The organism is Nonomuraea sp. NPDC048881, from assembly GCF_040649795.1.
GTDB lineage: Bacteria > Actinomycetota > Actinomycetes > Streptosporangiales > Streptosporangiaceae > Nonomuraea.
Window position 1 is genome coordinate 557875 of record NZ_JBEZGC010000004.1, and the last position, 26359, is coordinate 584233.

The 26359-nt window shown below is 72.6% G+C and carries 21 protein-coding genes; 8 read left to right on the top strand and 13 right to left on the bottom strand.

The window, feature by feature from the left end:
* Positions 1–47 precede the first annotated feature (47 nt).
* From AB0C33_RS17725 to AB0C33_RS17755, 7 genes are all read left to right on the top strand, one after another.
* Complete coding sequence (locus AB0C33_RS17725; protein WP_358288757.1) at positions 48–3143, top strand: BTAD domain-containing putative transcriptional regulator; 3096 nt, start codon at positions 48–50, stop codon at positions 3141–3143.
* 169 nt (positions 3144–3312) lie between these two features.
* A complete protein-coding gene (glgB, locus tag AB0C33_RS17730; RefSeq protein ID WP_358288760.1) occupies positions 3313–5508 on the top strand; it encodes a 1,4-alpha-glucan branching protein GlgB in 2196 nt (731 codons plus the stop codon).
* Between the two features lie 97 nt (positions 5509–5605).
* Positions 5606–7495, top strand: a complete 1890-nt coding sequence (locus AB0C33_RS17735) for a S8 family serine peptidase (RefSeq protein ID WP_358288763.1) — start codon at positions 5606–5608, stop codon at positions 7493–7495.
* Between the two features lie 162 nt (positions 7496–7657).
* Positions 7658–9037, top strand: a complete 1380-nt coding sequence (locus AB0C33_RS17740) for a S8 family serine peptidase (RefSeq protein ID WP_358288766.1) — start codon at positions 7658–7660, stop codon at positions 9035–9037.
* 162 nt (positions 9038–9199) lie between these two features.
* On the top strand, positions 9200–10549 hold the full coding sequence (locus AB0C33_RS17745; RefSeq protein WP_358289069.1) for a S8 family serine peptidase: 1350 nt from the start codon (positions 9200–9202) through the stop codon (positions 10547–10549).
* Between the two features lie 98 nt (positions 10550–10647).
* Positions 10648–12345, top strand: coding sequence for a signal peptide peptidase SppA (sppA, locus tag AB0C33_RS17750; RefSeq protein WP_358288769.1), 1698 nt, complete (start codon positions 10648–10650; stop codon positions 12343–12345).
* Positions 12346–12460: 115 nt separating this feature from the next.
* Complete coding sequence (locus tag AB0C33_RS17755) at positions 12461–12865, top strand: hypothetical protein (protein WP_358288772.1); 405 nt, start codon at positions 12461–12463, stop codon at positions 12863–12865.
* Here AB0C33_RS17755 and AB0C33_RS17760 read toward each other — a convergent pair.
* Genes AB0C33_RS17760 through AB0C33_RS17785 form a run of 6 tightly spaced genes read right to left on the bottom strand, consistent with a single transcriptional unit; the run spans position 12813 to position 17299 of the window.
* Positions 12813–13400 (bottom strand): NAD(P)H-dependent oxidoreductase, encoded by a 588-nt coding sequence (locus tag AB0C33_RS17760; protein WP_358288775.1) that lies wholly within the window; start codon positions 13398–13400, stop codon positions 12813–12815. The two genes, AB0C33_RS17755 and AB0C33_RS17760, sit on opposite strands and share 53 nt — an antisense overlap.
* Positions 13401–13883: a flavin reductase family protein gene (locus AB0C33_RS17765; protein WP_352352263.1), complete on the bottom strand. Its 483-nt coding sequence runs from the start codon at positions 13881–13883 to the stop codon at positions 13401–13403.
* A gap of 37 nt (positions 13884–13920) precedes the next feature.
* Positions 13921–14847, bottom strand: a complete 927-nt coding sequence (locus AB0C33_RS17770; protein WP_357973381.1) for an ABC transporter substrate-binding protein — start codon at positions 14845–14847, stop codon at positions 13921–13923.
* Positions 14848–14887: 40 nt separating this feature from the next.
* Entirely contained in the window at positions 14888–15580 is a 693-nt protein-coding gene (locus tag AB0C33_RS17775; RefSeq protein WP_352352265.1) for an ABC transporter permease subunit, read from the bottom strand.
* Positions 15577–16254 (bottom strand): ABC transporter permease subunit, encoded by a 678-nt coding sequence (locus AB0C33_RS17780; protein ID WP_352322038.1) that lies wholly within the window; start codon positions 16252–16254, stop codon positions 15577–15579. Before AB0C33_RS17780 ends, AB0C33_RS17775 begins: the two co-directional genes overlap by 4 nt.
* Positions 16247–17299 carry an ABC transporter ATP-binding protein gene (locus AB0C33_RS17785; RefSeq protein ID WP_352352266.1) on the bottom strand — a complete coding sequence of 351 codons (1053 nt, stop codon included), beginning with the start codon at positions 17297–17299 and terminating at the stop codon, positions 16247–16249. Before AB0C33_RS17785 ends, AB0C33_RS17780 begins: the two co-directional genes overlap by 8 nt.
* A 263-nt stretch (positions 17300–17562) precedes the next feature.
* Between AB0C33_RS17785 and AB0C33_RS17790 the strand changes: the two genes are divergently transcribed.
* On the top strand, positions 17563–19209 hold the full coding sequence (locus tag AB0C33_RS17790) for a sigma factor-like helix-turn-helix DNA-binding protein (RefSeq protein ID WP_358288779.1): 1647 nt from the start codon (positions 17563–17565) through the stop codon (positions 19207–19209).
* Positions 19210–19213: 4 nt separating this feature from the next.
* On the opposite strand, the gene AB0C33_RS17795 is transcribed toward AB0C33_RS17790, so the two are convergent.
* Genes AB0C33_RS17795 through AB0C33_RS17825 form a run of 7 tightly spaced genes read right to left on the bottom strand, consistent with a single transcriptional unit; the run spans position 19214 to position 26268 of the window.
* Positions 19214–19939 carry a DUF981 family protein gene (locus tag AB0C33_RS17795; protein WP_358288782.1) on the bottom strand — a complete coding sequence of 242 codons (726 nt, stop codon included), beginning with the start codon at positions 19937–19939 and terminating at the stop codon, positions 19214–19216.
* Between the two features lie 40 nt (positions 19940–19979).
* A complete protein-coding gene (locus tag AB0C33_RS17800; protein WP_357973396.1) occupies positions 19980–21146 on the bottom strand; it encodes a lipid-transfer protein in 1167 nt (388 codons plus the stop codon).
* Positions 21146–21541, bottom strand: a complete 396-nt coding sequence (locus AB0C33_RS17805; protein WP_358288785.1) for a MaoC/PaaZ C-terminal domain-containing protein — start codon at positions 21539–21541, stop codon at positions 21146–21148. Before AB0C33_RS17805 ends, AB0C33_RS17800 begins: the two co-directional genes overlap by 1 nt.
* Positions 21538–22500, bottom strand: a complete 963-nt coding sequence (locus AB0C33_RS17810; protein ID WP_358288787.1) for a bifunctional MaoC family dehydratase N-terminal/OB-fold nucleic acid binding domain-containing protein — start codon at positions 22498–22500, stop codon at positions 21538–21540. The genes AB0C33_RS17805 and AB0C33_RS17810 overlap by 4 nt, the downstream gene beginning before the upstream one ends.
* Entirely contained in the window at positions 22497–23651 is a 1155-nt protein-coding gene (locus AB0C33_RS17815; RefSeq protein WP_358288789.1) for an acyl-CoA dehydrogenase family protein, read from the bottom strand. Before AB0C33_RS17815 ends, AB0C33_RS17810 begins: the two co-directional genes overlap by 4 nt.
* On the bottom strand, positions 23651–24664 hold the full coding sequence (locus tag AB0C33_RS17820) for an acyl-CoA dehydrogenase family protein (RefSeq protein ID WP_358288792.1): 1014 nt from the start codon (positions 24662–24664) through the stop codon (positions 23651–23653). The genes AB0C33_RS17815 and AB0C33_RS17820 overlap by 1 nt, the downstream gene beginning before the upstream one ends.
* Positions 24664–26268 carry an AMP-binding protein gene (locus tag AB0C33_RS17825; protein WP_358288795.1) on the bottom strand — a complete coding sequence of 535 codons (1605 nt, stop codon included), beginning with the start codon at positions 26266–26268 and terminating at the stop codon, positions 24664–24666. The genes AB0C33_RS17820 and AB0C33_RS17825 overlap by 1 nt, the downstream gene beginning before the upstream one ends.
* Positions 26269–26359 lie beyond the last annotated feature (91 nt).

Here is a 26359-nt window from a genome sequence, read left to right on the forward strand (position 1 = left end):
CCCGCAGGGGGTTATGGTCTGATTCGGAGTTGCTTCTGGGGGGTGGAGTGCGGTTCGGGGTGCTGGGGGCGCTCGCCGTGTGGGGGCCCGGCGGCGAGCCCGTCCAGGTGCTGGAGGTCAAGGTCCGGGCGCTGCTGGCCGACCTGCTGATCCACGCCGGGCGGCCGGTCTCCGCCGACCGGCTGATCGAGGACCTGTGGGGCGGCAGGCCGCCGGCGAACGCCCTGGCCGCGCTCCGGGTGAAGGTGTCGCAGCTGCGCCGGGTGCTGGGCGACCGCGAGCTGGTGGCGTACCGGGCGCCCGGGTACGTGCTGCGGGTCGAGCCCGAGGACGTGGACGCCGGACGGTTCGCCGCCCTCGTCGGGCAGGCGCAGCGCAGCGCCGACCCGCGGACCCGCGCCGGGTTGCTGCGGCAGGCCCTCGACCTCTGGCGAGGGGCCGCCTTCGCGGAGTTCGCCGACGAGGAGTTCGCCAGGGCGGCCGTGGCCAGGCTCGACGAGCAGCGGCTGGTGGCCGTGGAGGAGCTGGCCGAGGCGCGGCTCGGGCTGGGCGAGCACGGGCTGCTGGCGGCCGAGCTGACCGACCTGGTGGCCGAGCACCCGTTCCGCGAGCGGCTGCGGGCCGCGCACGTACGGGCCCTGTACCGGGCCGGACGGCAGGGCGAGGCGCTGGCCAGCTACGCCGACCTGCGGACGCGGCTGGCCGACGAGCTCGGGCTCGACCCCGCTCCCGAGCTGGTCGCGCTGCACCAGGCGATCCTTGAGCAGGACCCGGCGCTCGACGGGCCGGAGCGGCGGCGGACGAACCTGCCCGCGCCGCTCACCGGGCTCGTGGGCCGGGAGGAGGCGGTGGCGGAGGTGCGCGCCCTGCTGCGCGCGAACCGGCTGGTCACGCTGACGGGCCCTGGCGGCGTCGGCAAGACCCGCCTCGCGCTCGCCGCGGCCGACTCTCCCGGCCCGCCCGGTTTCGGCGGCGGGGTGTGGCTGGTGGAGCTGGCGGGGCTGCGCGCCGGGGCGCCGGCGGTCGAGGTGGCCGAGGCGGTCGCGGCGGTGCTCGGCCTGCGCGACGACGTGGGCGGCGCGGCGCAGGACCTGACCGCCCGGCTGGCCGACGTCCTGGAGGGCACCCGGACGCTGCTCGTCCTGGACAACTGCGAACACGTCGTCGAGCAGGTCGCCGCGCTGGCCGGACGGCTGCTGCGGGCCGCGCCCGGGCTGCGCGTCCTGGCCACCAGCCAGGAGTCGCTGCGCGTCGAGGGCGAGGCGCTGTGGAGCGTGCCGCCGCTGGGACCGCAGGCGGCGGCGGAGCTGTTCGCCGCGCGCGCGGGCATCGAGCCGGACGCCGACGTCGCCGAGATCTGCGCCCGCCTGGACGGCATCCCGCTGGCCCTGGAGCTGGCCGCGACGCGGATGCGCACGCTCACCCCGCGCCAGCTCGCCGACCGGCTGGACGACCGGTTCCGGGTGCTCGCCTCCGGCCGCCGCGGCGCGCCCGCCCGGCAGCAGACGTTGCGCGCGGTGATCGACTGGAGCTGGGAGCTGCTGGGCGAGGACGAGCGCGTCGTGCTGCGGCGGCTGGCCGTGCACGCCGACGGGTGCACGCTGGAGGCGGCCGAGGAGGTCTGCGCCGAGCCGGGCGTGGACGTCCTGGACGCGGTGGCCAGGCTGGTGGACCGCTCGCTGGTGGCGCGGGCGTGGGGTGACGGGGAGCCGCGGTTCCGGCTGCTGGAGTCGGTGGCGGCGTACTGCGTGGAGCGGCTGGAGGCGGCCGGCGAGCCGGCGGAGGTGCGGCTCCGGCACGTGCGCCACTACACGGACCTGGCCGAGCGGGCGGAGCCGCACCTGCGGGGGCACGGGCAGCGGCGCGCGCTCGCCCGGCTCGACGCCGAGGGCGGCAACCTGCGCGCGGCGCTGGAGGCGGCGGTGCGGCTCGGCGCGGCGGCCGAGGCGCTGCGGCTGGTGAACGCCCTGGCCTGGTACTGGGTGCTGCGCGGACGGCTGGGCGAGGGCAAGCGGGCGCTGGAGGCGGCGCTGTCGATCGCGGCGGACGACGATCCGGGCGCCCCGCGGGCCAGGGCGTGGCTGGCGGGTATGCGGCTGCTGGTGGGCCGGCCGCCGGGCCCTGACGTGACGGAACTGTTCACCGCGGTCGAGGACGCCAGGGAGCGGGCCAGGGCGCGATGGTTCGTCGGCTTCGCCCTGTTCGGGTACGACGATCTGTCGATCAGCGCCGGAATGATCGAGACGGCGTTGTCGGAGTTCGCCGAACTGGACGACGAGTGGGGCATGGCCGCCACCCTGACCGTCCGGGCCAGATGGGCGGGGATGCGCGGCGACCTGGCGGGCATGCGGCGCGACGGCGAGCGCGGCCTGGCGCTGTTCCGGCGGACCGGCGACCGCTGGGGCGAGCTGCGGGCGGCGGAGTGCCTGGGCAGCCACGCCGAGATCATCGGCGACTACGACCGCGCCGCGGAGCTGCGCGCGGAGGGCCTGCGCATGGCCGAGGAGCTGGGCCTGTGGAGCTCGGTCTCCGACGCGCTTTCCCGCCTGGGCCGGATCGCCATGCTGCGGGGCGACCACGCGGCGGCCGACGACCACCACGAGCGGGCCAGGCGGCTGGCGGTTTCGCAGTCGAACCGTCCGGCCGAGGAGTTCGCCGAGATCGGGCTGGCCCTCGGCGCGCGCCGCCAGGGACGGCTCGACGAGGCCGAGCGGCTGCTGCTGAGCTGGCTGGACTGGGTGCTGGACGTCTCCGGCGAGCCGGGCGCGGCGCTGATCCTGGCGGAGCTGGGGTTCGTGGCCGAGCTGCGCGGGGACGCGGCGGGCGCGCTGGAGTTCCAGCTTCGCGGGCTGGCCGCCGCCCGCAACGTGGGCGACCCGCGTGCGACCGCACTCGGGCTGGAGGGGCTGGCGGGGGCGCGGGCGCTCGGCGGCCGATACGCGGACGCGGCGCGGCTGCTCGGCAAGGCCGCCGCGCTCAGGGCGTCCGTCGGCGCGCCGCTGCCGGCGGGCGAGCGGGGCGACGTGGACCGGATCACGGCGGCCGTGACGGCGGGCCTGGGGGCGGCGGGGCTGGCGGCCGGCCTGGCCGAAGGGGCCGGCATGCCGGTGGACGACCTGCTGCCGGACACATCGGGCGCCTGATCGCCTTGTACAGGGCGGATCCGGCCACGACACGGCCAAGGATCATCCATGACGATCCCGCATACTTCTGCGATCATCCCGGGATTTTGCACATTCGGTGATTGTCGCCGTGAAAGCGGGCAGTGCCTGAGATGGACGGTCATCATAAGGCAGGGTTGGGAGCATGCCCATGAGGACAGAGCTCGACCGCCTCGCTGGCGGGGCGCACCACGATCCGCACTCCGTGCTCGGAGCACACCCGGTCCCGGGCGGCGTGGTGTTCCGCGCGCTGCGCCCGCTGGCCGAGCGGGTGCAGGTGGTGCTCGACGACGGCACGGCCCACGACATGAGACACCAGGCCCACGGCGTGTTCGAGGCCACGGTCGCCGGGCTGGACAAGGTGCCCGACTACACTCTGCGCGTCCGGTACGCCGGTGGGGAGCCGTACGAGGTCAAGGACCCGTACCGGCATTGGCCCACGCTGGGCGAGGTGGACCTGCACCTCATCGGCGAGGGGCGGCACGAGCGGCTGTGGGAGGTCCTGGGCGCCCGCGTGATGGAGCACCAGGACGTGCGGGGCACCGCGTTCGCCGTCTGGGCGCCGAACGCGCGCGGCATCAGGGTCGTCGGCGACTTCAACCACTGGGACGGCACCGCCTACCCGATGCGCTCGCTCGGCCGGTCGGGCGTGTGGGAGCTGTTCGTCCCGGGGCTGGAGGCCGGTGAGCGGTACAAGTTCCAGATCCTCGGCGCCGACGGGCTCTGGCGCGACAAGGCCGACCCCATGGCCCGGCGCACCGAGGTGCCCCCGATGACCGCGTCCGTGATCGACGAGTCCGCCTACACCTGGGACGACGACGACTGGATGGCCGCGCGGCGCGACCGGCCGGCGCAGCTCGGGCCGATGAGCGTCTACGAGGTGCACCTGGGCTCGTGGCGGCCGGGGCTGTCCTACCTGGAGCTGGCCGACCAGCTCTCCGAGTACGCGGCCGACATGGGGTTCACGCACGTCGAGCTGCTGCCGGTGGCCGAGCACCCGTTCGGCGGCTCGTGGGGCTACCAGGTGACCTCCTACTACGCGCCGACGGCCAGGTTCGGCACGCCCGACGAGTTCCGGCACTTCGTGGACCGCATGCACCAGCGCGGCATCGGCGTGCTGCTGGACTGGGTGCCGGCGCACTTCCCCATGGACGAGTGGGCCCTGGCCCGCTTCGACGGCACCCCGCTGTACGAGCACGCCGACCCGGCCAGGGGCGAGCACCCCGACTGGGGCACCTACGTCTTCGACTTCGGCCGCAGGGAGGTCAAGAACTTCCTGGTCGCGAACGCCCTCTACTGGCTGAAGGAGTTCCACGTGGACGGCCTGCGCGTGGACGCGGTCGCCTCGATGCTCTACCTCGACTACTCGCGCCGCGAGGGCGAGTGGACCCCCAACGTCTACGGCGGCCGGGAGAACCTCGACGCGGTCGAGTTCCTCAAGGAGATGAACTCCGTCTGCTACCGGGAGGCTCCGGGCATCTCGACCGTCGCCGAGGAGTCGACGGCCTGGCCGGGCGTCTCGCGGCCGGTGCACCTGGGCGGGCTCGGCTTCGGGTTCAAGTGGAACATGGGCTGGATGCACGACACGCTCGAATACCTGCGCCGCGAGCCGATCTTCCGCCAGTACCACCACCATCAGATGACGTTCTCCCTCATCTACGCCTATTCCGAGAACTACGTGCTGCCGCTGTCCCATGACGAGGTGGTGCACGGCAAGGGCTCGCTGCTCGGCAAGATGCCGGGGGACGAATGGCAGCGGTTCGCCCAGCTCAGGGCGTTGCTGGCGTTCATGTGGGCGCATCCGGGCAAGCAGTTGCTGTTCATGGGCGGCGAGTTCGGCCAGGGCTCGGAGTGGTCGGAGGAGCGCGGGCTCGACTGGTGGGTGCTGGAGTTCGACGGGCACAAGGGCGTGCAGCGGCTCGTCCGCGACCTCAACAGGCTCTACAAGGAGACCCCGGCGCTGTGGGAGCAGGACGCCAGGCCGGAGGGGTTCCGCTGGATCGACGCCGACGACGCGTCGGGGAACACGTTCTCGTTCGTCCGGTACGCGGCCGACGGGTCGGCGGCGGCCTGCGTGGTCAACTTCAGCGGCGGGGCGCACGAGAGCTACCGGCTCGGACTGCCCTACGGCGGCCACTGGGCGGAGGTCGTCAACACCGACGCCTACGACTACTGGGGCAGCGGCGTGGGCAACATGGGCGGGGTCGAGGCCGAGGCCGAGCCGTGGCACGGGCTGCCGTTCTCCACGACGTTGCGGGTGCCGCCGCTCGGCGCGGTGTGGCTGACCAAGGAGGCGCCGACGGAGCCTTCGGAGTCCGCGGGGCCGGATGGGTCGTTGAACGTTTGAGGTGCGTGCGCTGAAAGTTCGGTGAGAAACAGGGCCGGGCTCTGTGCTGGCGGGATAAATCGCCCTAAACTCCGAGATCATCCCCCTCGGAGGACGCGTGCGATTTCGCCCCCTGATCGTGTGCTCGATCGTGCTGGCCCTGTCATCGGCCTCCGTCCCGGCGTTCGCCGACGACCCCGCGGCGACGCCGACGCCGGCGCCCTCCCAGAGCAAGCTGGAGGAGGGCCTCGCGCTCGACGGCGACACCACCCGCGCCATCGTGGAGCTGACCGACGCCGCGCAGCACGAGCCGGTGGCCGGCGTGGCGGCGGCCCAGAGCGTCGACGTGCTGCTGCAGCCGCAGAGCCAGTCGTTCATGGTGGTGGAGGGCACCGCCGAGGAGCTGGCGAAGCTGGCCGAGGACCCGCGCGTCACCTCCATCCACCGCGACCGGACGTACGCGCCGGCCGAGGTGGGGTCCAACATCACCCAGATCGGCGCGGACAAGGCCCACGAGAAGAACCTCACCGGAGCGGGCCAGAACATCGTCGTCCTGGACACCGGGATCGACCGCGACCACCCGTACTTCGGGGGCAGGCTCGTGGGCGAGGCGTGCTTCTCTGCCGTGGAGAGCGGCGTGGAGTCGCTGTGCCCGAACGGGCAGCCCCAGCAGACCGGCGAGGGCGCGGCCGACGCCACCACCGCCAAGTGCCTGTCCGGCGGCGTGAACCTGTGCGAGCACGGCACGCACGTCGCCGGCATCGCGGCGGGCAGCGGCGGCGTGGCCCCGGGCGCCGGGATCATCGCGGTGCAGGTGTTCAGCCGGGTGAACGACGAGGACATCTGCACGGGCGAGTCGTCGTGCCTGCTGGCCTTCGAGTCGTCGCTGCGGCTGGCCATGGACTACGTGGCCACGCTCACCCAGCCCGTCGCGGCGGTGAACCTGAGCCTGGGCGGCGCGTTGTCGGAGACCGACTGCGACGCCACCGAGGAGGGCGCGGTCTTCAAGCCGAAGATCGACGCCCTGCTGGCCAAGGGCATCGCGACCGTGGTCGCCGCCGGGAACGAGTTCTTCGAGGGCGCCTCCTACCCCGCGTGCGTCTCCTCGGCGGTCGCGGTCGGCGCGAACGACGCCGCCGACGCCATCGCCGACTTCTCCAACCGGGGCTCGCTGGTCGACTTCTTCGCCCCCGGCGTGGACATCCAGTCCTCGGTGCCGGACAACCAGATGGCCACGCACAGCGGCACCTCGATGGCGACGCCGCACGTCGCCGGCGCGCTGGCGTTGATGAAGGCGGCCGCGCCGCAGACGCCCGTCGCCGACCTGATCAACACGCTGAAGACCACGGGCCGGCCCTACCAGTACGAGGCCAACGGCGCCCAGGTCACCACCCCCCGCCTGGACGTGGGCGCCGCCCTGGCCGGCACCGGCCCCCAGCCGCCGATCACGCAGTCGCCGACGACCGGCCCCACGGACGACCCCGAGCCCGACCCCACGGACGGCAGCGGCCCGACGCCCCAGCCCGACCCCGACGACGGGCAGCCCGCGCCGGCCCCGACGTCCTCGGTCACGCCGGTCCCGCTGCCCACGGTCACGGTGACGGTGACCGTCACGCCGACCCCGGCCCCGTCGGCCGCCGCCGTCTGCACGCGCGGCACGGCCGGCGCCAGGATGACGGCCGGCAAGTGGGCCGTGGAGATCCACCGCAGCAGCGGGACGATCCCCGACAACACGCTGAACTGCTACCTGAAGCTGATCGGCAAGGCCAGCAAGGTGTTCCCCGAGCTGACCAAGGCGTCGTCGCTGGGCAAGGCGTACCGGGTGCTGAAGGGCACGAAGACGTCCCGCGACAAGCTGGACAGCGCGCTGCTGACGGCCTGGCTCAACTGGGCGCACGGCAGGAACGGCACCACCGTGCTGACCGCCGCCGAGAAGGTGCGGCTGAGCGGCGCGGCGTCGAAGGCGGCGCTGAGGAAGGCGACGAAGAACGTGCTCAAGTCGCTCTGAGGCGGCTTCACCGACGGAAGGGCCGGCTGCCCTTCCGTCTTCCCCGCCGCATGGCAAAAACCCGCTCAGCTTTCACTGGTTTCACATAGGCCACCGACATCACACTTGTCACACCAGGGGATGGACACCTCACACCGGACGGTCTGACCCTCGGAGGACTAAGTGAGGCTACGGTCCCTGCTCGCCTGCGCTGCCGCGCTGGCCACGACATCCGCCGTGCTCTGCGCGGCGCCACCGCTGAGCGCCGACGCGCGTGACACCGGCGACCCGGTCATCAGCCCCGCCCTCGTCGCGGAGGTCCAGGCCAAGAGCAAGGTCCGGTCGATCATCCAGCTCAAGCCGGGGCAGAACGTGCAGGCCGTGGCCAAGGATCTCGAACAGGCCTCCGAGGGCAGCCGGGTGCTGGAGGCGGCGCAGTCGCCCCACTTCTTCGTCGCCGAGCTGGACGGCAAGACGCTGGCCCAGCTCAGGAAGGACGACCGCGTCCAGGCCGTCTACAAGGACGAGCTGCGCCCGGCCGTCCTGGACAGGAGCACCCGGATCATCGGCTCCGACCGGGCCAACGCGGCCGGCTGGACGGGCAGGGGCTTCACGGTGGCCGTCCTGGACACGGGCATCGACCGCGACCACCCGTTCTTCGCCGGCCGGATCGTGGACGAGGCGTGCTTCTCCTCCTCCGACGCCAGTGACGGCTCGGTCTCGCTCTGCCCGAACAACCAGCCGAGCCAGACCGGCCCGGGGTCCGCGGACGCCGAGACCGCCCAGTGCGTCGTGAACGGCGTCAACGCCTGCTCGCACGGCACGCACGTCGCGGGCATCGCCGCGGGCCGGATGACGACCGGCGCGCCCTCCGACGGCGTCGCGCCCGCCGCGGGCATCCTGCCGATCCAGGTGTTCAGCCGCATCGACAGCGCGATGACGTGCGCGGTCATCGGCACCCAGGCGCCCTGCTTCCTCAGCTACACCTCCGACCAGAAGCTGGCGCTGGAGTACGTCGCGCGGGTGGCCGCGGCCCGGCGCGTCGCGGCGGCGAACCTGAGCCTGGGCGGCGGCGGGCCGTACCGCGAGAACTGCGACTCCGACCCGAGCGCGGCGAGCCTCAAGCCGGACTTCGACACGCTGCTCTCCCTCGGGGTCGCGCCCGTGGTCGCGGCCGGCAACAACGGCTTCCCCGACGGCGTCTCGGCGCCCGCCTGCATCTCCTCCGCCGTCGCGGTGGGGGCCACCGACGACCGGGACGCGCTGGCCGACTTCTCCAACCGGGGCCCGCTGCTCGACCTGCTCGCGCCGGGGGTGGGCATCAGGTCGTCGGTGCCGGACGACAGCTACGCCGACAAGAGCGGCACGTCGATGGCCGCGCCGCACGTGGCGGGGGCGTTCGCGCTGATGCGGCAGGCGTACCCGGACTTCACGGTGGCGCAGAGCCTGCAGCGGTTGCAGGCCACGGGCCGCAGCATCGGCTACGCCGCCGGCGGCGCCCAGGCGCGCACGGCCCGCATCGACGTGTTCAGCGCCACGGCCCCGAGCACTCCCAAAGCCTGACAACAGCGTCCAGGAGAGGGCCGGATCCGACGATCCGGCCCTTTCGCTTACCAAGACAAGAAGCGATAACAGAACACAAGCGCCTCTCTGACATCTCTTGTCCAATATCTACACTTCTTTACACAAACGCCCCCTGACCCCCCGGAGGATCAGTTGAGACTCATGTCTCTGCTGGCCGGTGCGATCACCCTCGCCGCCACCGCTGCGTCGCTGGTCGCCACCCCCGCCCTGGCCGACCCCGAGTCCAAGATCGACCCGGCCGTCACCTCGACAGGCGAGCACCGCGTCATCGTCCGCGTCCGCCAGCCCGCCCAGGTGCAGTCGGCCCTGGCCGGCGCGGAAGGGGTCAGGCAGGACAGGCGCAACGTCGTGGCCACGCCGCCCGCCGAGCTGGCCGGCAAGCTCGACTTCTTCGTCTACCGCGGCACCCGCGCCGAGCTGGAGAAGGTCGCCGAGCAGGCGGACGTCGTCTCGATCCGCAAGGACCGGCTCAACGAGCCCTCGCTGGCGCAGAGCGTGCCGCTGATCGGCGCCGACCGGGCGCACCGGCAGGGCTTCACCGGCAAGGGCACCGCCGTCGCGATCATCGACTCCGGCATCGACAACGACCACCCGGCCTTCGGCCGGCGCATCGCGGCGCAGGCGTGCTTCTCCGCCACCGACCCGGCCGACGGCTCGACGCCGCTGTGCCCCAACGGCAGCCAGTTCCAGATCGGCGACGGCGCGGCCAGCTCCGAGACCGAGGCGTGCCTGCGCAACGCCCCCCGGCCCGAGTACGGCCTGTGCTACCACGGCACCCACGTCGCGGGCATCACCGCGGGCCAGGCCACCAAGGAGTTCCCGAACCCCGGCGTCGCCCCCAAGGCCAAGATCATCGCTATCCAGGTCTTCAGCCGCTTCGACAACTCCCCCTACTGCGGCGCCGCGGCGTCCTGCGTGCTCGCCTACGACTCCTCGGTCCTGACCGGCATGGCGTACGCGAACGTGCTGGCCGACCAGTACGACATCGCCGCGGTCAACCTGAGCCTGGGCGGCGGCAAGTACGACGCCTACTGCGACGAGGGCGACGGCGCCGACTTCAAGGCCGAGGTGGACCAGCTCCAGGCCAAGGGCGTGGCCACCGTCGTGGCCGCGGGCAACAACGGCTTCGACGCCTCCGTCTCCTGGCCCGCCTGCGTCTCCAACGTCGTGACCGTGGGCGCCACCGACAAGCAGGACGCCGTGGCCTCCTTCTCCAACCGGGGCGCCATGCTCGACCTGTTCGCGCCCGGCGTCTCGATCACGGCCGCCATCAGCGGCAACGCCTACGCCACGCTGAACGGCACCTCGATGGCCGCCCCGCACGTCGCCGGCTCGTTCGCGCTGCTGCGGCAGAAGCGCGCGCACGCCACCTCCGACCAGCTCCTCGACGCGTTGCGGCGCACCGGCAAGCCGATCACGTACGCCAGCGCCGGAACCCAGCTCACCACCCCCCGCATCAACGTCTACGCCGCCCTGCACCACCACCGCTGACCCGGCATCGGCCCAGGTTCCAGGCGGACGCCCCTACCCGGGCGGCCGCCTGGCCCTGTTCCGGGCCCGACACGAAATGTGTCGCTTAGGGTGGCTATATGGACGCAGGCAGGGCGATCTTCGAAACCGTCGACAAGCTTCGCCAGCGGCGCACCGGCCCGCTGGTCCTGGAGCTCGATCTCACCGAGGGCCTCACGGAAGGACCGCCGTCCGACCCGGTCGCCGCGGTGTTGTCCATGCGCAAGACCCGTCTGTCGGACGTGCTGTCCGGCCTCCGGCGGGCCGGCCGGGACTCCAGGGTCAAGGCGCTGGTGGTCAAGCTCGGCGGCAACCCCATGGGCCTGGCCATGGTCCAGGAGCTGCGCGAGGCCGTCACCCGCTTCCGCGCCTCCGGCAAGCTGACGGTGGCCTACGCCGAGACGTTCGGGGAGTTCAGCGGCGGCACGGTGCCCTACTACCTGGCCACCGCGTTCGAGCGGGTCTACCTCCAGCCCAGCGGCGACGTCGGGCTCACGGGGGTGGCGATGGAGCAGCGTTTCCTCAAAGGCGCGCTGACCAAGCTGGGCGTGGCGGTCGAGGCCGGGCAGCGGCACGAGTACAAGACCGCGGTCAACACCTTCACCCAGGACCACATGACCGAGCCCCACCGCGAGTCGATGACCCGCATCGTGGAGTCGGTCGCCGAGCAGCTCGTCCACGGCATCGCCGAGGGCCGCAGGCTCGACCCGGCCAAGGTGCGCGAACTGATCGACCGCGGCCCCTTCACCGCCTCCGAGGCGCAGGCGACCGGCCTGGTGGACGCCCTCGCCTACCGCGACGAGGTGTACGACGAGGTCCGACGGGCCACGGGCGGCGAGGCCCACCTGCTGTTCGTCTCCCGGTACGCCAGGAGCGCGGCGGTGCGGAAGCTGCCGCACCCCATGGCCGACGGCATCGCGCTCGTGCACGGCAGCGGGCAGATCAGGAGCGGCCGCAGCGGCCGCAGCCCGCTAGGCGGGGGCGGCGCGATGGGCTCCGACACGATCAGCGCGGCGCTGCGCGCGGCCCGCCGGGACGAGCACGTCAAGGCCGTGGTCTTCCGCGTGGACAGCCCCGGCGGCTCGTACGTGGCCTCCGACACGGTGTGGCGGGAGGTGACGCTGACCCGCCGGGTGAAGCCGGTGATCGTCTCCATGGGCGACCTGGCCGCGTCCGGCGGATACTTCGTGTCCATGGGCGCCGACGTGATCGTGGCCCAGCCCGGCACCCTGACCGGCTCGATCGGCGTTTATGGCGGCAAGCCCGTCATGACTGACTTGCTCCAAAAAATCGGGATAAATACTGAACTGGTCGCCGACGGGGTCAACGCCGGCATGTTCTCCACCGCCCGCGGCTTCTCCCCCGAGCAGTGGGACCGGGTGAACGGGTGGCTCGACCGCATCTACGACGACTTCGTGGGCAAGGTCGCCGAGAGCCGCGGCCTGACCCGCGAGCGCGCCCACGAGCTGGCCAGAGGCCGGGTCTGGACCGGCGCGGACGCCCACGCCAACGGCCTGGTCGACGAGCTGGGCGGCCTTGAGCACGCCCTCGGCCTGGCCCGCGAGCGCGCGGGGCTCGCCGACGACGCCCCCGTGCGCGTCTATCCCAGGATCAACCCGCTGGAGCGGCTGCGGGGGCCGGAGTCCAGCGAGGACAAGTCCGCCGCCCTGGCCAGGATGCGGCTCGACGCCTGGGGGCCGCTGGCCCGCCTGTCGGCCGAGCTGGGCCTGCCCGCCGCCGGTCCGCTCTCTTTGCCCGGTTGGTACGTCATCAGATAATTTGATCTTGTACGCTCCCTGATCCACGGGGATCGGAGGAGTACACGTGATCGTCAACCTCGCCGCCCCGGACGGCCAGTGGGCGTGGAACCCGGCCGAGCGCGCCTAAGCCCGGGTGGACGGCGCGGTCAGCGTCTCCCCGGACGAGCGCCGGCAGGTGAAGCCGGCCCACCACGCGGGCGGCGCGCCGAAGGTGACCTTCCTGGACCGCCGGTCGGGCAAGGAGAGCGAGGTCGAGCTGCCCGTGCCGGAGGACCCCAGGCAGGCGGGCCAGTACCTGCAGACGCTCTGGCCCACCTGGTCGCCGGACGGCCGCCGCCTGCTGCTCAACGTGTTCGAGCCGGGCGGCGAGCCGCGCCCGGTGTGGGGCCCGACGCTCGGCTGGTACGACGAGCGGCACCTGCTCGCCCCGGTCAAGGACGGCGTGGGCGTCGTCGACCTCACGGGCCGGGTCGTCGAGACGCTGGTCAAGGCCGGGACGAAGGCGACCCTGTATCCGCACTTCGAGCGCCGGGGCTGAAGAAGGCCGCGGCCCGCTCCAGGGCGCCGGTGTCGCGCAGGATGTCGCCGGGGCGGTTGGCGTAGCCGATGAGCGCGCCGCCCCACGACCCGAAGTACTCCGCCGACAGGCGCAGCGTGCCGATCAGCGGATCGGCCACCGACTCGTCCTCCTCGCTGATCGTGGTGACCGCCCAGACGGTCTTGCCCGCCATGCGCGCCTTGAAGTCGTAGCCGGGGACGCGCATCCAGGCCGACCAGTGGTCGAGGTAGAGCTTGGTGGTGGCCGAGACGCTGTACCAGTAGAGCGGGGAGACGATCACCAGGTCGGTGGCGTCGAGCGTGGCCTCGGCGAGCAGCTTCTCCGCGCCCTCGGGGACGGGGTAGAGGCCGTCGCCGGTGTGGCGGATGTCCCGGAAGGGCGGCAGCGGGTGGTCGTCGAGGCGCAGCCAGCGTTGCCCGGCGTCCGGCGGCAGCGCGGCGGCGGCGTGCCTGGCCAGGGTCTCGGTGTTGCCGTCACGGCGGTTGCCGCCCAGGAGGAAGAGGAAACTGCGCATTCAGCATCCCATCGGCCGGTAGCGGGCGCGCAGCCGTACCAGCGGCTGGAGCGCGGGGGTGACATAGGGGACGGCGAGCACCTGGGCGACGAAGAGCGTGTGGTCGCCGGCCGGGACGACCTGGGTCGTCTCGGCCTCCAGGGCCGCCACACCGCCCTCGACCACCAGCGCCTCGGTGTGCGCCCCCCGGTGGTGGGGGGTGCCCGCCAGCAGGAGGCGGGCGCTGGGGCGGCCGGCGGTGGCGAAGCGGCTGGCGATCGCGGCCTGGCCGGAGGACAGCAGCGAGGCCGCCCACCGGTCCTGCCGGAGCAGCACCTCGCAGAGGTAGCCGCGGGAGGCCAGGCTGATCAGCACGAGCGGCGGCTCGGCCGAGACCGACATCAGCGCCGACACGGTCACGCCCAGGTCGTCACGCCCGTCCCGGACGGTGATCACCGCGACGCCCGCGGCCAGTTGCGCCATCGCCTCCGTGAACTCGCTCACAGCGGAGACCTCCGGCCGGAGGCCCCCGCCGCGGGCGTCAGGCGAGGCCGTTGGAGGTCAGCCATTCCTTGGCCACCGTGGCGGGCTCGTCCTTGTTGACGGAGATCTTCTGCATCATGTCGAGCAGGGACTGGGTGCTCAGCTTGGCCGAGATGCCGTTGAGCGTGGTGCGGATCGTGTCGTTCGCGCCGGACTTGAACAGCAGCGGCGTGACGTTCTGGGCGGGGAAGATGTTCTTGGTGTCCTGGAGCGGCACCAGGTTGTTGGCCAGCATCTTGGGGTCCGTGGTGAACACGTTGCCGACCTGGATCGAGCCGTCCTTCAGGGCGTCGGCCGTGGCCGGGCCCTTCGGCTCCCACTGCTTGAACTCCAGCCCGTAGACCTCCTTGAAGCGCGCCTCCCACCGCTTCTTGAACTCGGGCGGGCCGCCGACGACCATGTTCTTGGAGACCTTGGCCAGGTCCTCGATGGTGTTCAGCGACTGCTTGGTCTGGGTGTCCTTGGTGACCGAGAGGCTGTCCTTGTCCTCGGCCGGGGAGGAGTCGAGCACTTCGAGCTCGGCCGGGAGCTTCTCCTTCAGCGCCGCGTTGACCTCGTCGGTCGTCGAGGCGGTGTTCTTCAGGTCGACGAAGGCCAGCAGGTTGCCGTTGTACTCCGGAACGATGGTCAGGCCGCCGTTCTTGACCTGGTCGTAGACCGCCTCGCGGCTGCCGATGCGCGGCTTCTCCTCGACCTGCACGCCCTTGGCCTCAAGGGCCTGGGCGTAGATCGACGCGAGCAGCACGCTCTCGTCGAAGTCGAAGGAGCCGATGACGGCCTTGCCCCCGGCCGCCGCGGCCGACCCGCTGGGCGCCGCGCTCGTGGTGTCGAGCGGGTTGCCCCCACCGCCGCTCCCGCCACCGCAGGCGGCCAGCGCCAGCGTCGCCGACACGAGCACCGCCGCGGTGCCGATCATGCGTCTCATCTGTCAATTTCCCTTCTAAAGCGGCAGGTAATACCGGAGACTATCGAACCTTCAGTCTCTGGCTCACCCCCGGCGAAACGGTCACCCTCTGGATGAGGGCGAACACGATCTGCACGACAAGCGCGAACAGCACAATCAGTACTGAACCCCCCACAACGCTCGCATAATCCTTGGTCGCGAAACCGTCGATCACGAACCGGCCGAGCCCGCCGAGCCCCGTGTACGCCGCGACCGTCGTGGTGGAGACCACCTGGATCGCCGACAGCCTGAGCCCGAGCAGGATCAGCGGCAGCGCCACCGGGACCAGCACCCGGCCGAGCACCTGCCCGCCGCGCAGCCCCATCCCGTACGCCGCGTCGCGCAGCTCCGGATCGACGCCCTTGATCCCCTCGTAGGTGTTGACCAGGATCGGCGGCACCGACAGCAGCACCAGCGGGATGATCACCGGCCAGATCGAGGACGTGCCGAGCAGCAGCACGAACAGCACCAGCAGGCCGAGCGTCGGCAGCGCCCTGGCCAGGTTCGCCGAGATGACGACCACGACCTCGCCCCTGCCGGTGTGGCCGATGGCCAGCCCCAGCGGCACCGCGATCAGCATCGCCAGCACCAGCGCCAGGGCCGAGAACTCCAGGTGCTCCAGCAGCCGCGCCGGGATGCCGTCGGGGCCGGCCCAGTTCGCCCCGGTGCCGAAGAAGTCGGCCAGCCAGCCGAAGAACGAGCCCAACCAGCTCACGACGTCCCCTTCCGCGCGCGCACCCAGGGGGTGAGCAGGCGCTGGGCCAGGACCAGCAGGCCGTCGGCGACCAGCGCCAGCGCGACGATCAGCACGATGCCGGTGACCACCGGCGGCATGAACGGGTTCTGGTAGGCCCGGGTGAACAGCCCGCCGAGCCCGCCCTGGCCGATCAGCGCGCCCACGCTGACCAGGCTGATGCTGGAGACCGCGACCACGCGCAGCCCGGCCAGCACCACCGGTGTGGCGATGGGCAGCTCGACCTGCAGCAGGCGGCGCATGGGCGTGAACCCCATCGCGACGGCCGACTGGCGCACGTGGTCGGGCACCGAGTTCAGCCCGTCGACCACGGCCGGGATGAGCACGGCCATGCCGTAGAAGGTCAGCGGGATGATCACGGTGGTCTGCGACAGCCCGGTCACCGAGATCAGCAGCATGAACACCGGCAGCGACGGCAGCGCGTAGACGACGTTCATCAGGCCCGAGGTGGGCTGGTAGAGCCAGCGCCAGCGCACGCAGGCCAGCCCGAGCGGCAACGCCAGCACCAGCGCGGCCAGGATCGGCACCAGGGACATGGTCAGGTGGTCGGTCAGCAGGTTCCTGATGCTGTCGGCGCGGCCGGTGTCCCAGTTGCGGGCGATCCACTCCCAGATGCTGGGCGGACCCTCACGCATCGGCGGCCTCCGCCAGCGCCTCGTCCAGGGCCTCCCTGGTGGCCACGCCGACGACCCTGCCGTCCTCGTCCACGGCGACCGAGCAGCCGGAGGGCGACAGCAGCGCCGCGTCCAGGGCCGAGCGCATCGAGTCGCGGCCGAGCACGAACGTCCCGTACGGCTCCAGCTCCTCGGGCCGCGACCCGGCGAACCAGCCCACGGGCCGGTCGTCGTCGGTCACGACCAGCAACCACGGCTCGTCGCTCGCCGCCCGTTCGCGCACGGTCAGGTCGGTACGCAGCCGCAGCCCCTTCGTGGAGATGAACTGCAGCCGCCGGATCCCCCGGTCGTGGCCCAGGAACTCGCGGACGAAGTCGTCGGCCGGCTCCGACAGCAGCGTCTTGGGGTCGGCGAGCTGGGCCAGCCGTCCGCCGACGCGCAGCACGGCCACCCGGTCGCCGAGCTTGATCGCCTCGTCGATGTCGTGGGTGACGAACACGATGGTCTTGTTCAGCTCGGCCTGCAGCCGCAGCAGCTCGTCCTGGAGGCTGGTGCGGACGATCGGGTCGACCGCGCTGAACGGCTCGTCCATGAGCAGCACGGGCGGGTCGGCGGCCAGCGCCCTGGCCACGCCCACGCGCTGCTGCTGCCCGCCGGAGAGCTGGAAGGGGTAGCGGCCGGCGAAGGCCGGGTCGAGGCCGACGCGTTCGAGCAGCTCCATCGCCCGCGCACGGGCCTTCTTCTTGTCCCAGCCCAGCAGGTACGGGACCGTCGCGATGTTGTCGACGATCTTCCGGTGCGGGAAGAGGCCGGCCTGCTGGATGACGTACCCGATGCCGCGGCGCAGCGTGGGCGGGTCGATGCCGCTCACGGGCACCCCGTCGAGGAGGATCTGTCCCTCGGAAGCGTCGATCATGCGATTGATCATCCGGAGGGACGTCGTCTTCCCGCAGCCCGAAGGGCCCACCAGCACGGTGATCTCGCCGGTGGGCGCCTCAAGGGAGAGGGCGTCCACGGCGGTGGTGCCGTCTGGATAGCGTTTGGTGACAGCGTCGAATGTGATCACGCGTGACCTCTCGCTCGATGGCAGGGCCGCGGCCCCCCTGCCACGACCGCCGCATGATCTCGGTGGCCCACAAGACTACGGCGACCCTCACCCCCGTGTCCCCACGGGGGACGGCTTAAACGTTTCACTGACCAGGGAGATTTACCGGAATTTCCGATCAAGTGGTGCGCCGAGCCTGGGTGAGTTGGCATGATTACCTCCACAAACTCCAGACGCGTACCCCTCACCTCAGCGTCCGCACATTTAGCAAGAGGATCGGCCCCGTGTCCCAGCCGCTCACCGGTCAGCGCCCCCGCACAGAACTGATCGCAGAGCTCTACGACCGCCATGCCGCCGGGCTGTTCGCGTACTGCGCCGACCAGCTCGGCGATCCGGGCACCGCGTCCGACGTCCTGGCGTCCGTGTTGTCCGGCGTCCCCGACGTCGCCCCGCCCCGTGCCGCCCTGTACGCCTACGCCCGCCGCCAGATCCGCCGGCGGGACGTCGTCTACGCCCCGCCCGTCGTGGACCCGCTCATCGACCCGGCCTCGGCGCTGGTCGAGCGCGTGCTGCGCGAGCTTCGCCCGCAGCAGCGCGAGGTGCTGGTGCTGTGCGCGGTGTGCGGGCTGAGCCGGGCCGAGCTGGCCTGGGTGCTCGACGTCGCCCCCGACACCGCCGACGAGCTCGCCTTCGGGGCGGGCCACCGCTTCCGCGAGGTCCTGGACATGGCCCTGACCGCGCTGGCCGGCGGGCGGGCGCCGAAGCCGGTCGCCGACGTGTACGGCGCGCTCGCGGTCGCGCCGCTGCGGGACGTCCTGGGACGTCTGCCCTGGCCGGAGCCGCCCGCGATCCTGCGGGTGCACTTCGCCGGATCGGTACCGGCCGAGCCGGGGCCGCTGTTCGTCAAGCCGCTCTGGCCCGCGCCGCCGCAGTGGCCGCTGCCGCTCGCCGAGTCCGACCCGGCGACCAGCACCGGGATCTTCCCGGCGGACCTGCTCACGCCGCCGCCCGCCGGACGGCCGTCCGTGCACGAGGCGACGACCGCCCCGATGCCCAAGCTGCGCGACCCGCTCGGGGCGCTGGACTCGATAGGCCCGCTGCGGGACCCGGCCGCGCGGGCTGCGGCCGTACGACCGTTCCTGTCCAAGCCCCCACAGCCCGCGCAGCCCCCGCAGCCGCTGCCTGAGTCCGTACGGCCGTTCAGCACGGGTGACTTCACCGCGCCGCCCGCCGTTCCCCCGCCCGGGGAGCGGGCCTTCTTCCTGGCCGCGCCCATCCCCGCGGACGTGCTGGACGACGAGCCCATCACCCAGGAGATGCCCGCGATCAGGGACGTCCCGGCGCATCAGGACCCGGGCCGCGCCGCCCGGCGTCCCCTGGCGGCGGAGCAGCCGGTCAAGGAGGCGGCGCCGCTGTTCACCCCGAGGTCCAGGGCCGCCGCCGAACCGGTCTACCGCATGCCCGCCCCCGACCCGGCCCGCGCTCCCGGCCTGTCCGACCCGGCCCCGTCCGACCCGGCCCTGCCCGACCCGGCCCTGTCCCACCCGGGCCGGTCCGCCTCCGCCCTGTCCGACCCTGCCGTGTCCGATGCGGCGCCGTCCGGGCGCAGCCGCGCGGCGGACTTCGCCGTCGAGCTCGCCCGCGAGCTGGAAGCCGACCGCGCGCGCTACCCGGACCCCGCGCGCGACCTCCAGGGCCCGTCCCGCCGCAAGCCCGGCGCCGAACCGGCCCGCTCGCCGGGGAGAGGCGGCGCCAAGCCCGGCGCCCGCAAGCAGCCGGCGGGCAAGAAGAAGGCCGCGGCCAGGAAGAAGGCGCTCAAGCGGCGCCGCGAGCGGCACTACGACTGGGCCTGGGAGTTGATCGGGTTCCTGATCTGCGTGGCCATCGCGATGATCGTGTTCTTCTCCGTGCCGATGTTCATGGGCCCGTGAGCGCCTACATGGTGTTGACGATCAACCCGATGTGGGTGAAGTAGTTCAGCGCGCCGAACAGCAGGAACGCCGCCCCCGCGATCCCCCAGCACACCCCGGTCACGGTCGTGACCGGGCCGCCCCTGGCCCGCAGCGCGAACGGGAACAGCACCGCGCCCACCCCGACCAGCACGTACAGGCCGGAGATGAAGGTGGCCTCCAGCAGCGGCAGACCGGCGAAGGCTCCCGAGATCGGCTCCTGCGGCGGCGCGGCGAACAGCGTGTACGTCCACCCCGCCGCCGCGATGCCGAAGCAGGCCAGCCCCATGCCGAAGACGAACAGCGAGATCGGCCCGGCCGTGCGCGCCACGAGCTTGCGCCGGTCGGGCGCCACGGTGATCACGCCCCAGCGTTTCCACAGGTAGAGCGCGGCGGCCAGCAGCAGCACGCCGAACGCCAGCGAGGGCTCCCCGAAGATGATGTTGTCGAACGGGAAGCCCTGCCCGGCCAGCGGCCAGGTGAGCGTCATGTGCAGCCCGGTGACCGCCAGGACGGCCCCGACCGCGCCGAACGCCAGCGCCCAGCCGTCCACGTGCTCCAGCGGGTCGCCTCTGAGCAGCCGGCGGCCGAAGGAGACCACGAGCAGCAACCCGACGCCGGCGGCGACCGCCATGATCGTGTTGTAGGTGGGCATCCTGGCCCAGTCGATCTTCAACTCCGGCTGTGCCAGGATCCCCCAGAATCCACTCATGCAGGGATGATTACCCTGAGTGCTCCTTGTTAACTGATCGTCACGACGCCGACAGGATCAGGCCGCTCGTCGGCACGCCGGTTCCCGCCGTGACCAGGACGTTCCGCGCCCCGGCCACCTGGTTGGCGGCCGTCCCCCTGATCTGCCGGACGGCCTCGGCGATGCCGTTCATGCCGTGGATGTACGCCTCGCCCAGCTGGCCGCCGTGCGGGTTGACGGGCAGGCGGCCGTCCAGCTCGATGCCGCCGTCCCGCAGGTAGTCAGGAGCCTCGCCGCGTCCGCAGAAGCCCAGCTCCTCAAGCTGGGCCAGGACGAACGGGGTGAAGTGGTCGTACAGGATGGCCGTCTGGATGTCCGCCGGGGACAGCCCGGACATCTTCCACAGTTGCCGGCCGACGACGGACATCTCCGGAAGGCCGCTCATGTCGTCCCGGTAGTAGCTCGTCATCATCATCTGGCCCGCGCCCGCGCCCTGCGCCGCCGCCGTGATCACCGCCGGCGACCTGCGCAGGTCGTGGGCGCGTTCGGCGGACGTCACGACCAGGGCCACCGCGCCGTCGCTCTCCTGGCAGCAGTCGAGCAGGTGCAGCGGCTCCACGATCCACCGGGACGCCTGGTGCTCCGCCAGCGTGATCGGCCGCCCGTGGAACCAGGCGGCCGGGTTGGTGGCGGCGTGCCGGCGCATGGCCACCGCCACCCGCCCGAAGTCCTCCGACGTCGCCCCGAACTCGTGCATGTACCGCCGCGCGAACATGGCGACCCACGCGGCCGGGGTCATCAGCCCGTACGGCACGTGCCAGCTCATCTCCAGGCCCTGGGAGGTGGGCTCCCCGGTCAGCCGGGCGTTCGGCTGGCCGAAGCGGCGGCCCGAGCGCTCGTTGAAGGCCCGGTAGCAGACCACCGTCCTGGCCATGCCGGTGGCCACGGCCATCGCCGCGTGCGCGACCGTGCCACAGGCCGCGCCGCCGCCGTACTCGACGCGGGAGAAGAAGGTCAGGTCGCCGACGCCGGTCTCCCGGGCGACGGCGATCTCCTGGTTGGCATCCTGGGTGTAGGTGACCATGCCGTCCACGTCGGACGGCGGCACCCCCGCGTCGTCCAGGGCGGCGAGCACGGCCTCGGCCGCCAGTCGCAGCTCCGACCGGCCGGAGTCCTTGCTGAACTCGGTGGCCCCGATGCCCGCGATCGCGGCCCGCCCGCCCGGCATCACGCGCTCCCGGGCAGGACGAAGGTGACGGTTCCGGTGGCGTGGTCGCCCAGGCTCACCCTGCCGCGCACCTGCGCGGTGTACCGGTCGCCGTCGCGCTCGACGATCACGCCGCTGAAGCTCAGCCGGTCCCCCGCGTACGCCGGGACGCCCAGTTTGACGTTGATGCTGGTGATGACCGCCTCCGGGCCCGTCCAGTCGGTGACGTAGCGTTCCACCAGGCCCATGGTGGTGAGGATGTTGAGGAAGATGTCCTTCGAGCCCTGGGCGCGGGCCTTGGCGGTGTCGTGGTGCACGGGGGTGAAGTCCCTGGTGGCCAGGGCGGTGGCGATCACCGTCGTGGGCGTCAGGTCCACCTCCAGCTCGGGCAGGGCCGTTCCGGCGGCGGGGGTCACGGCTCCTCCGGCGTCCACATCGGCAGGACGAGCTCGTCGTCCATCGACCGGTACGTCACCCGCAGGGCCATCCCGACCTCCACCTTCTCGACCGGGCAGTCCACGACGTTGCCCACGATCCGTACTCCTTCCGGCAGTTCCACCACGCCCACCACGAACGGGACCTCGCGCCCCGGCACCGGCGGATGGTGGTGGACGACGTAGCTGTAGAGGGTGCCGCGGCCGCTCACCACGACGTGCGACCGGTTCCCCGAGCGGCAGTCCGGGCACATCGGACCGGGCGGATGGCGCAGCTCCCCGCAGTCCGCGCAGCTCTGGACGCGCAACTCGCCGTTCCGCGCCCCCTCCCAGAAGAACGCGGTGTCCGCGTTGGCCGCCGGCCGCAGCGGGTACGGCTCCCGCGCGCGCGGGGCGGGCGCCTTCGGCCGGAACTTCAGCACCCGGAAGAGCATCTCGGCGACCGGCTGGTCGTCGTCGCCGTACCAGGTGACGTTCCAGGTGGCGAAGTAGCCCTCGCCCAGGGCGGTGCGCTTCGGCCCGGCCAGCGACGTGAAGCGGGTCGCGGGGGTCAGCAGCTCGCCGACCCTGGCGTACCGGTGGTAGGTCTGCTCGCAGTTGGTCGCCACGACCCCGGTGAAGCCCGCGGCGTCGAGCGCGGCCAGCAGGTCGTCCACCGGCGAGCGGTCCTTGGCCTGCGAGCCCGGCCCCTGCATGGTCCACACCTGGGCCATCGCGGGCGGCGCCACGCCTTCCTCCAGGTAGCGCGGGTTGGCGTCGCCCATGGCCGCCAGCCAGTGGCGGATCATGGGCGCGTTCACCGGGTCGGCGGCGGGGGCGCCGCGCAGCTCCCCCATCGCCATCTGCTTGCCGGCCAGCTCGTGCAGCTCCGCGTCGGTCATCGCGCCAGTCGTCGTGCCGGACGTCGCGGCGGTCGTCGTGTCGGTCGTCGTGTCGGTCATCGCGGCGGCCTCGGCAGGTTCAGGCCGAGCATCGCGATCAGCTCGCGCTGCACCTCGTTGACCCCGCCGCCGAACGTCAGCACCACCGCGCCCTTGACGCCGTGGTCCATGCGCTCGGCCAGCTCGGCCGTCTCCGGGTCGGAGGGGTCGCCGTAGCGGGACACGACGTCGCAGACCAGCCGGCCGATCTCCTGCATGCGCTCGGAGCCGTAGATCTTGGTGGCCGAGGCGTCGGGCGCGCCCAGCCAGCCGAGGTCCATGTTCGCCGCCACCTGCCAGTTGAGCAGCTCGTTCGTGCGGAAGGCGGCCCACACCCGGGCGAGGGCGCGGCGTACGTCCGGATTGTCGGTCAGCCCGGCGTGCCTGGCCCAGGCGAGGAAGCGGTCGTAGGTCTGGCCGAGGTTGCCGGCCGGGCCGAGGGTGACGCGTTCGTGGTTGAGCTGGTTGACGATCAGGTCCCAGCCCTTGTCCACCTCGCCCACCACCATGTCCACCGGGACGCGCACGTCGGAGTAGTAGGTGGAGTTCGTGTGGTGGCGGCCGTCCATGGTGACGATCGGCGTCCAGGAGAAGCCGGGGTCGTCGGTGGCGGCGATCATCATCGTGATGCCCTTGTGCTTCTTGGCCTCGGGGTTCGTCCGGGCGGCCAGCCAGATGTACTGGGCGTAGTGCGCGCCGCTGGTGAAGATCTTCTGGCCGTTGACGACGTAGTGGTCGCCGTCCAGCACCGCCGTGGTGCGCAGGGAGGCCAGGTCGGTGCCGGCCTCGGGCTCGCTGTAGCCGATCGCGAAGTGGCACTCGCCGGCCAGGATGCGCGGCAGGAACCGGTCCTTCTGCTCCTGGGTGCCGTACTGCATCAGCGTCGGGCCCACCGTCTGCACGGTGATGATCGGGTACGGCACCCCGGCGCGGGCGATCTCGTTGGCGAAGATCTGCTGCTCCAGGGGGCCGTAGCCGCCCCCGCCGTACTCCTTGGGCCAGCCCAGCCCGAGCTTGCCGTCGCGGCCGAGCCGGCGGCAGTGCTCCATGTACGCCTCGCCGAACGGGTCGTCGGCGATCTTCGCGCGGTCCTCGGCGGTCAGGCAGCCGCGGAAGTACTCGCGCAGCTCGTCGCGGAGCGCGCGCTGCTCCCGGGTCAGGTCGATCAGCATCAGACGAGGGCTCCGATCAGGTCGAGCTGGGCGTCGGCGCCGCCGAGCAGGTGGGACAGGTGCTTGGCCTGCGCGAAGTGGCGGTGCAGCGGGTAGGTGACGTCGAGCCCGAGGCCGCCGTGCAGGTGCTGGCAGGTGTAGAGCGCCTTGACGGCCTCGCAGACGTGGAACGCGGCCAGCGCCACGTCCTCGTCGGCGGGCAGGCCCTCGGCCAGCCGCCAGGCCGCCGACCACATGGCCACGTCGAGGGCCCGTCCGGCGATGTAGACGTCGGCGATCTGCATGGTCACGGCCTGGAACTCGGCCAGCGCCCGGCCGAACTGCCGTCTCGTCCTGATGTAGGCGGTGGTCAGGTCGAGCGCCCCCGCCAGGACGCCGCTCGCCTGCGCGGCGACGGCCACGGTGAACAGGCGTCCGGCGTCGGCGGCCGCCTCGGGCCCGGCCACCGCCTCGGCGGGCGTGCCGTCCAGCGGGATCGTGGCGGCCGGCTCGCCGGTCGAGGTGAACTCGGGGCTCGCGGGCGGCGACGCCACCAGGAACAGCCCCTCGTCCGCGGTGACCAGGACGTCGTCCGCCGGGTAGGGCACCGCGACCTTGCGCCCGGTCAGCGACCAGCCGTCGCCCTCGCGGCGGGCGGCCGTCGTCGGCGGATCGGCCGGGGCCCGGCCGGGCTCGCGCCGGGCCAGGGTGCCGCGCGTGACGCGCCGCCGCTGGTCGGGGCTGCCGTGCCGGGCCAGGGCCAGCGTGCTCACCAGGACGGGCAACGCCGGCACGGCCACCGCCCGCGCACCCACCTCGCGCAGCACGACGGCCATCTCGACGGGGCCGAGCCCGGCGCCGCCCGCCTCCTCGGACGCGCACACGCCCATGAGCCCGGCCTGCCACAGCCCCTCCTCGGCCGCCGGGCCGCCCACTCGCTGCTTGGCCGCCGGGCCGCCCTCCCCTTGCTTGGCCAGCACTTCGGCGGTCAGCTTCTTCAGGTCCTGCTGGGTCTCGTCCAGGTTGAAATCCATCAGCTCTCCAAGAGATGGTGCCTGCCGTGCTCGACGAACTCGTCCTCGATCGCCTTGACGTCCACGCCGGTCAGGGGGCGCAATCCGGACGGGGAGCGCCACCAGACGGGGTCGCCGGTCCGCCACGCCTCCTTGGCCAGGATCCGCTTGATGACCTTGTGGGAGGGGGTCAGCGGAAGTTCCGGACAAACCCGGATATAGCGGGGTAAGGACTTGGGGCCCAGGTCGGTGCGCCCGGCCAGGAACGCCGCGAACTGCTCCGCGTCGAAGGGGACGTCCATGACCAGCGCCGCCATCACCTGGTCGCCGGCCGCCGCGTCCGGCACCGGATAGACGGCCGCCTCCACCACGCCCCCGAACTCCCGCAGGGCGGCCTCCACGGGGGCGACGGCCAGGTTCTCGCCGTCCACGCGCAGCCGTTCGGTGCCGCGTCCGGCGAAGAAGACGTGGCCGGCGGGGTCGGCGTAGGCCAGGTCGCCGGACCAGAACGCGCCGTTCCTGACGCGTTCGGCGTCCGCGTCCGGGTCGTTGTAGTAGCCCTCGAACAGGCCGGGGCCGGCGGTGTTGACCAGCTCGCCGACGGCCTCGTCCGGGTTGAGCAGGCGGCCGCCCTCGATGCGGGCGGGCGGGCACGGGCGTCCGGTGGCGGGGTCGAGGATCTGCACGCCCGCGCCCAGCCTGCCCAGGCTGCCGGGCGGGGCGCCGGGGTCGGGGCTGAAGGAGATGGCCGTCTCGGTGGAGCCGAACGCGTCGATCACCCGGCAGCCGAACCGCTCGCCGAACCGTCTGGTCGCGACCGCGCTGCCCTCGTTGCCGAAGGCGATCCTGAGGGGGTTGTCGGCGTCGTCCGGGCGTTCGGGGGTGGCCAGGACGTAGGAGAGCGCCTTGCCGACGTAGTGCAGGTAGGTGCAGCCGTGCCGCCGCACGTCCGGAAGCAGGCCGGAGGCCGAGAACCGCCTGCGCACGGCCAGCGCCGCCCCCGAGGCCACGGCCGGGGCGTAGGCGGCCATCAGGGCTCCGGAGTGGAACAGCGGCATCGAGCAGTAGACGACGTCCTCGGGCGTGAGCAGCGCGGCCAGGCTCAGCCCCGGCAGTGCCAGCTTGCGCTGCGTGATCCGGACGGCCCTGGGCCGCCCCGAGGTCCCCGACGTGAAGATCAGCATCACCAGGTCGCCGGGAGCCGCCTCACCGGGCGGCCCACCGCCTTCCCCCAGGGACGACACCAGGGACAGCGGCATGCTCTCCACGCCCAGCTCCTCGGCGACCGACGCGGCGAGGGCGGCTAAGGGGGCGTCCCAGAGCAGGAGGTCCACGTCGGTGGCGCGGGCGTCGCGGACCAGCTCCGCGGCCGGGCGCGTCGGGTTCAGCGCGACCAGCACGTGCCCGTCGAGCGCCGCCCCGCCGAGCACGAGGAGCAGCTCCGGGACGTTCTCCGCCAGCACGCCCACGTGCAGACCCGCGCCGAGCCCGCTCAGCCAGGCCCCCGCCGCCCGGCAGCGGGCGACGTGCTCGCGCCACGACGACACCGCGCCCTCGAACATCAGCCCAGGTCGGTCGTCCTGCGCCCGGTCGAGGAGCAGGGCCGCCAGCGTCTGCGCGATCATCGAGCCTCCAGCAAGCGCTAGGTAAGCCGAATGGCAAACTAGAACAGATTCTAATATCTGTCCAGTACCGGCCCTCCGCACATTGTTCCGA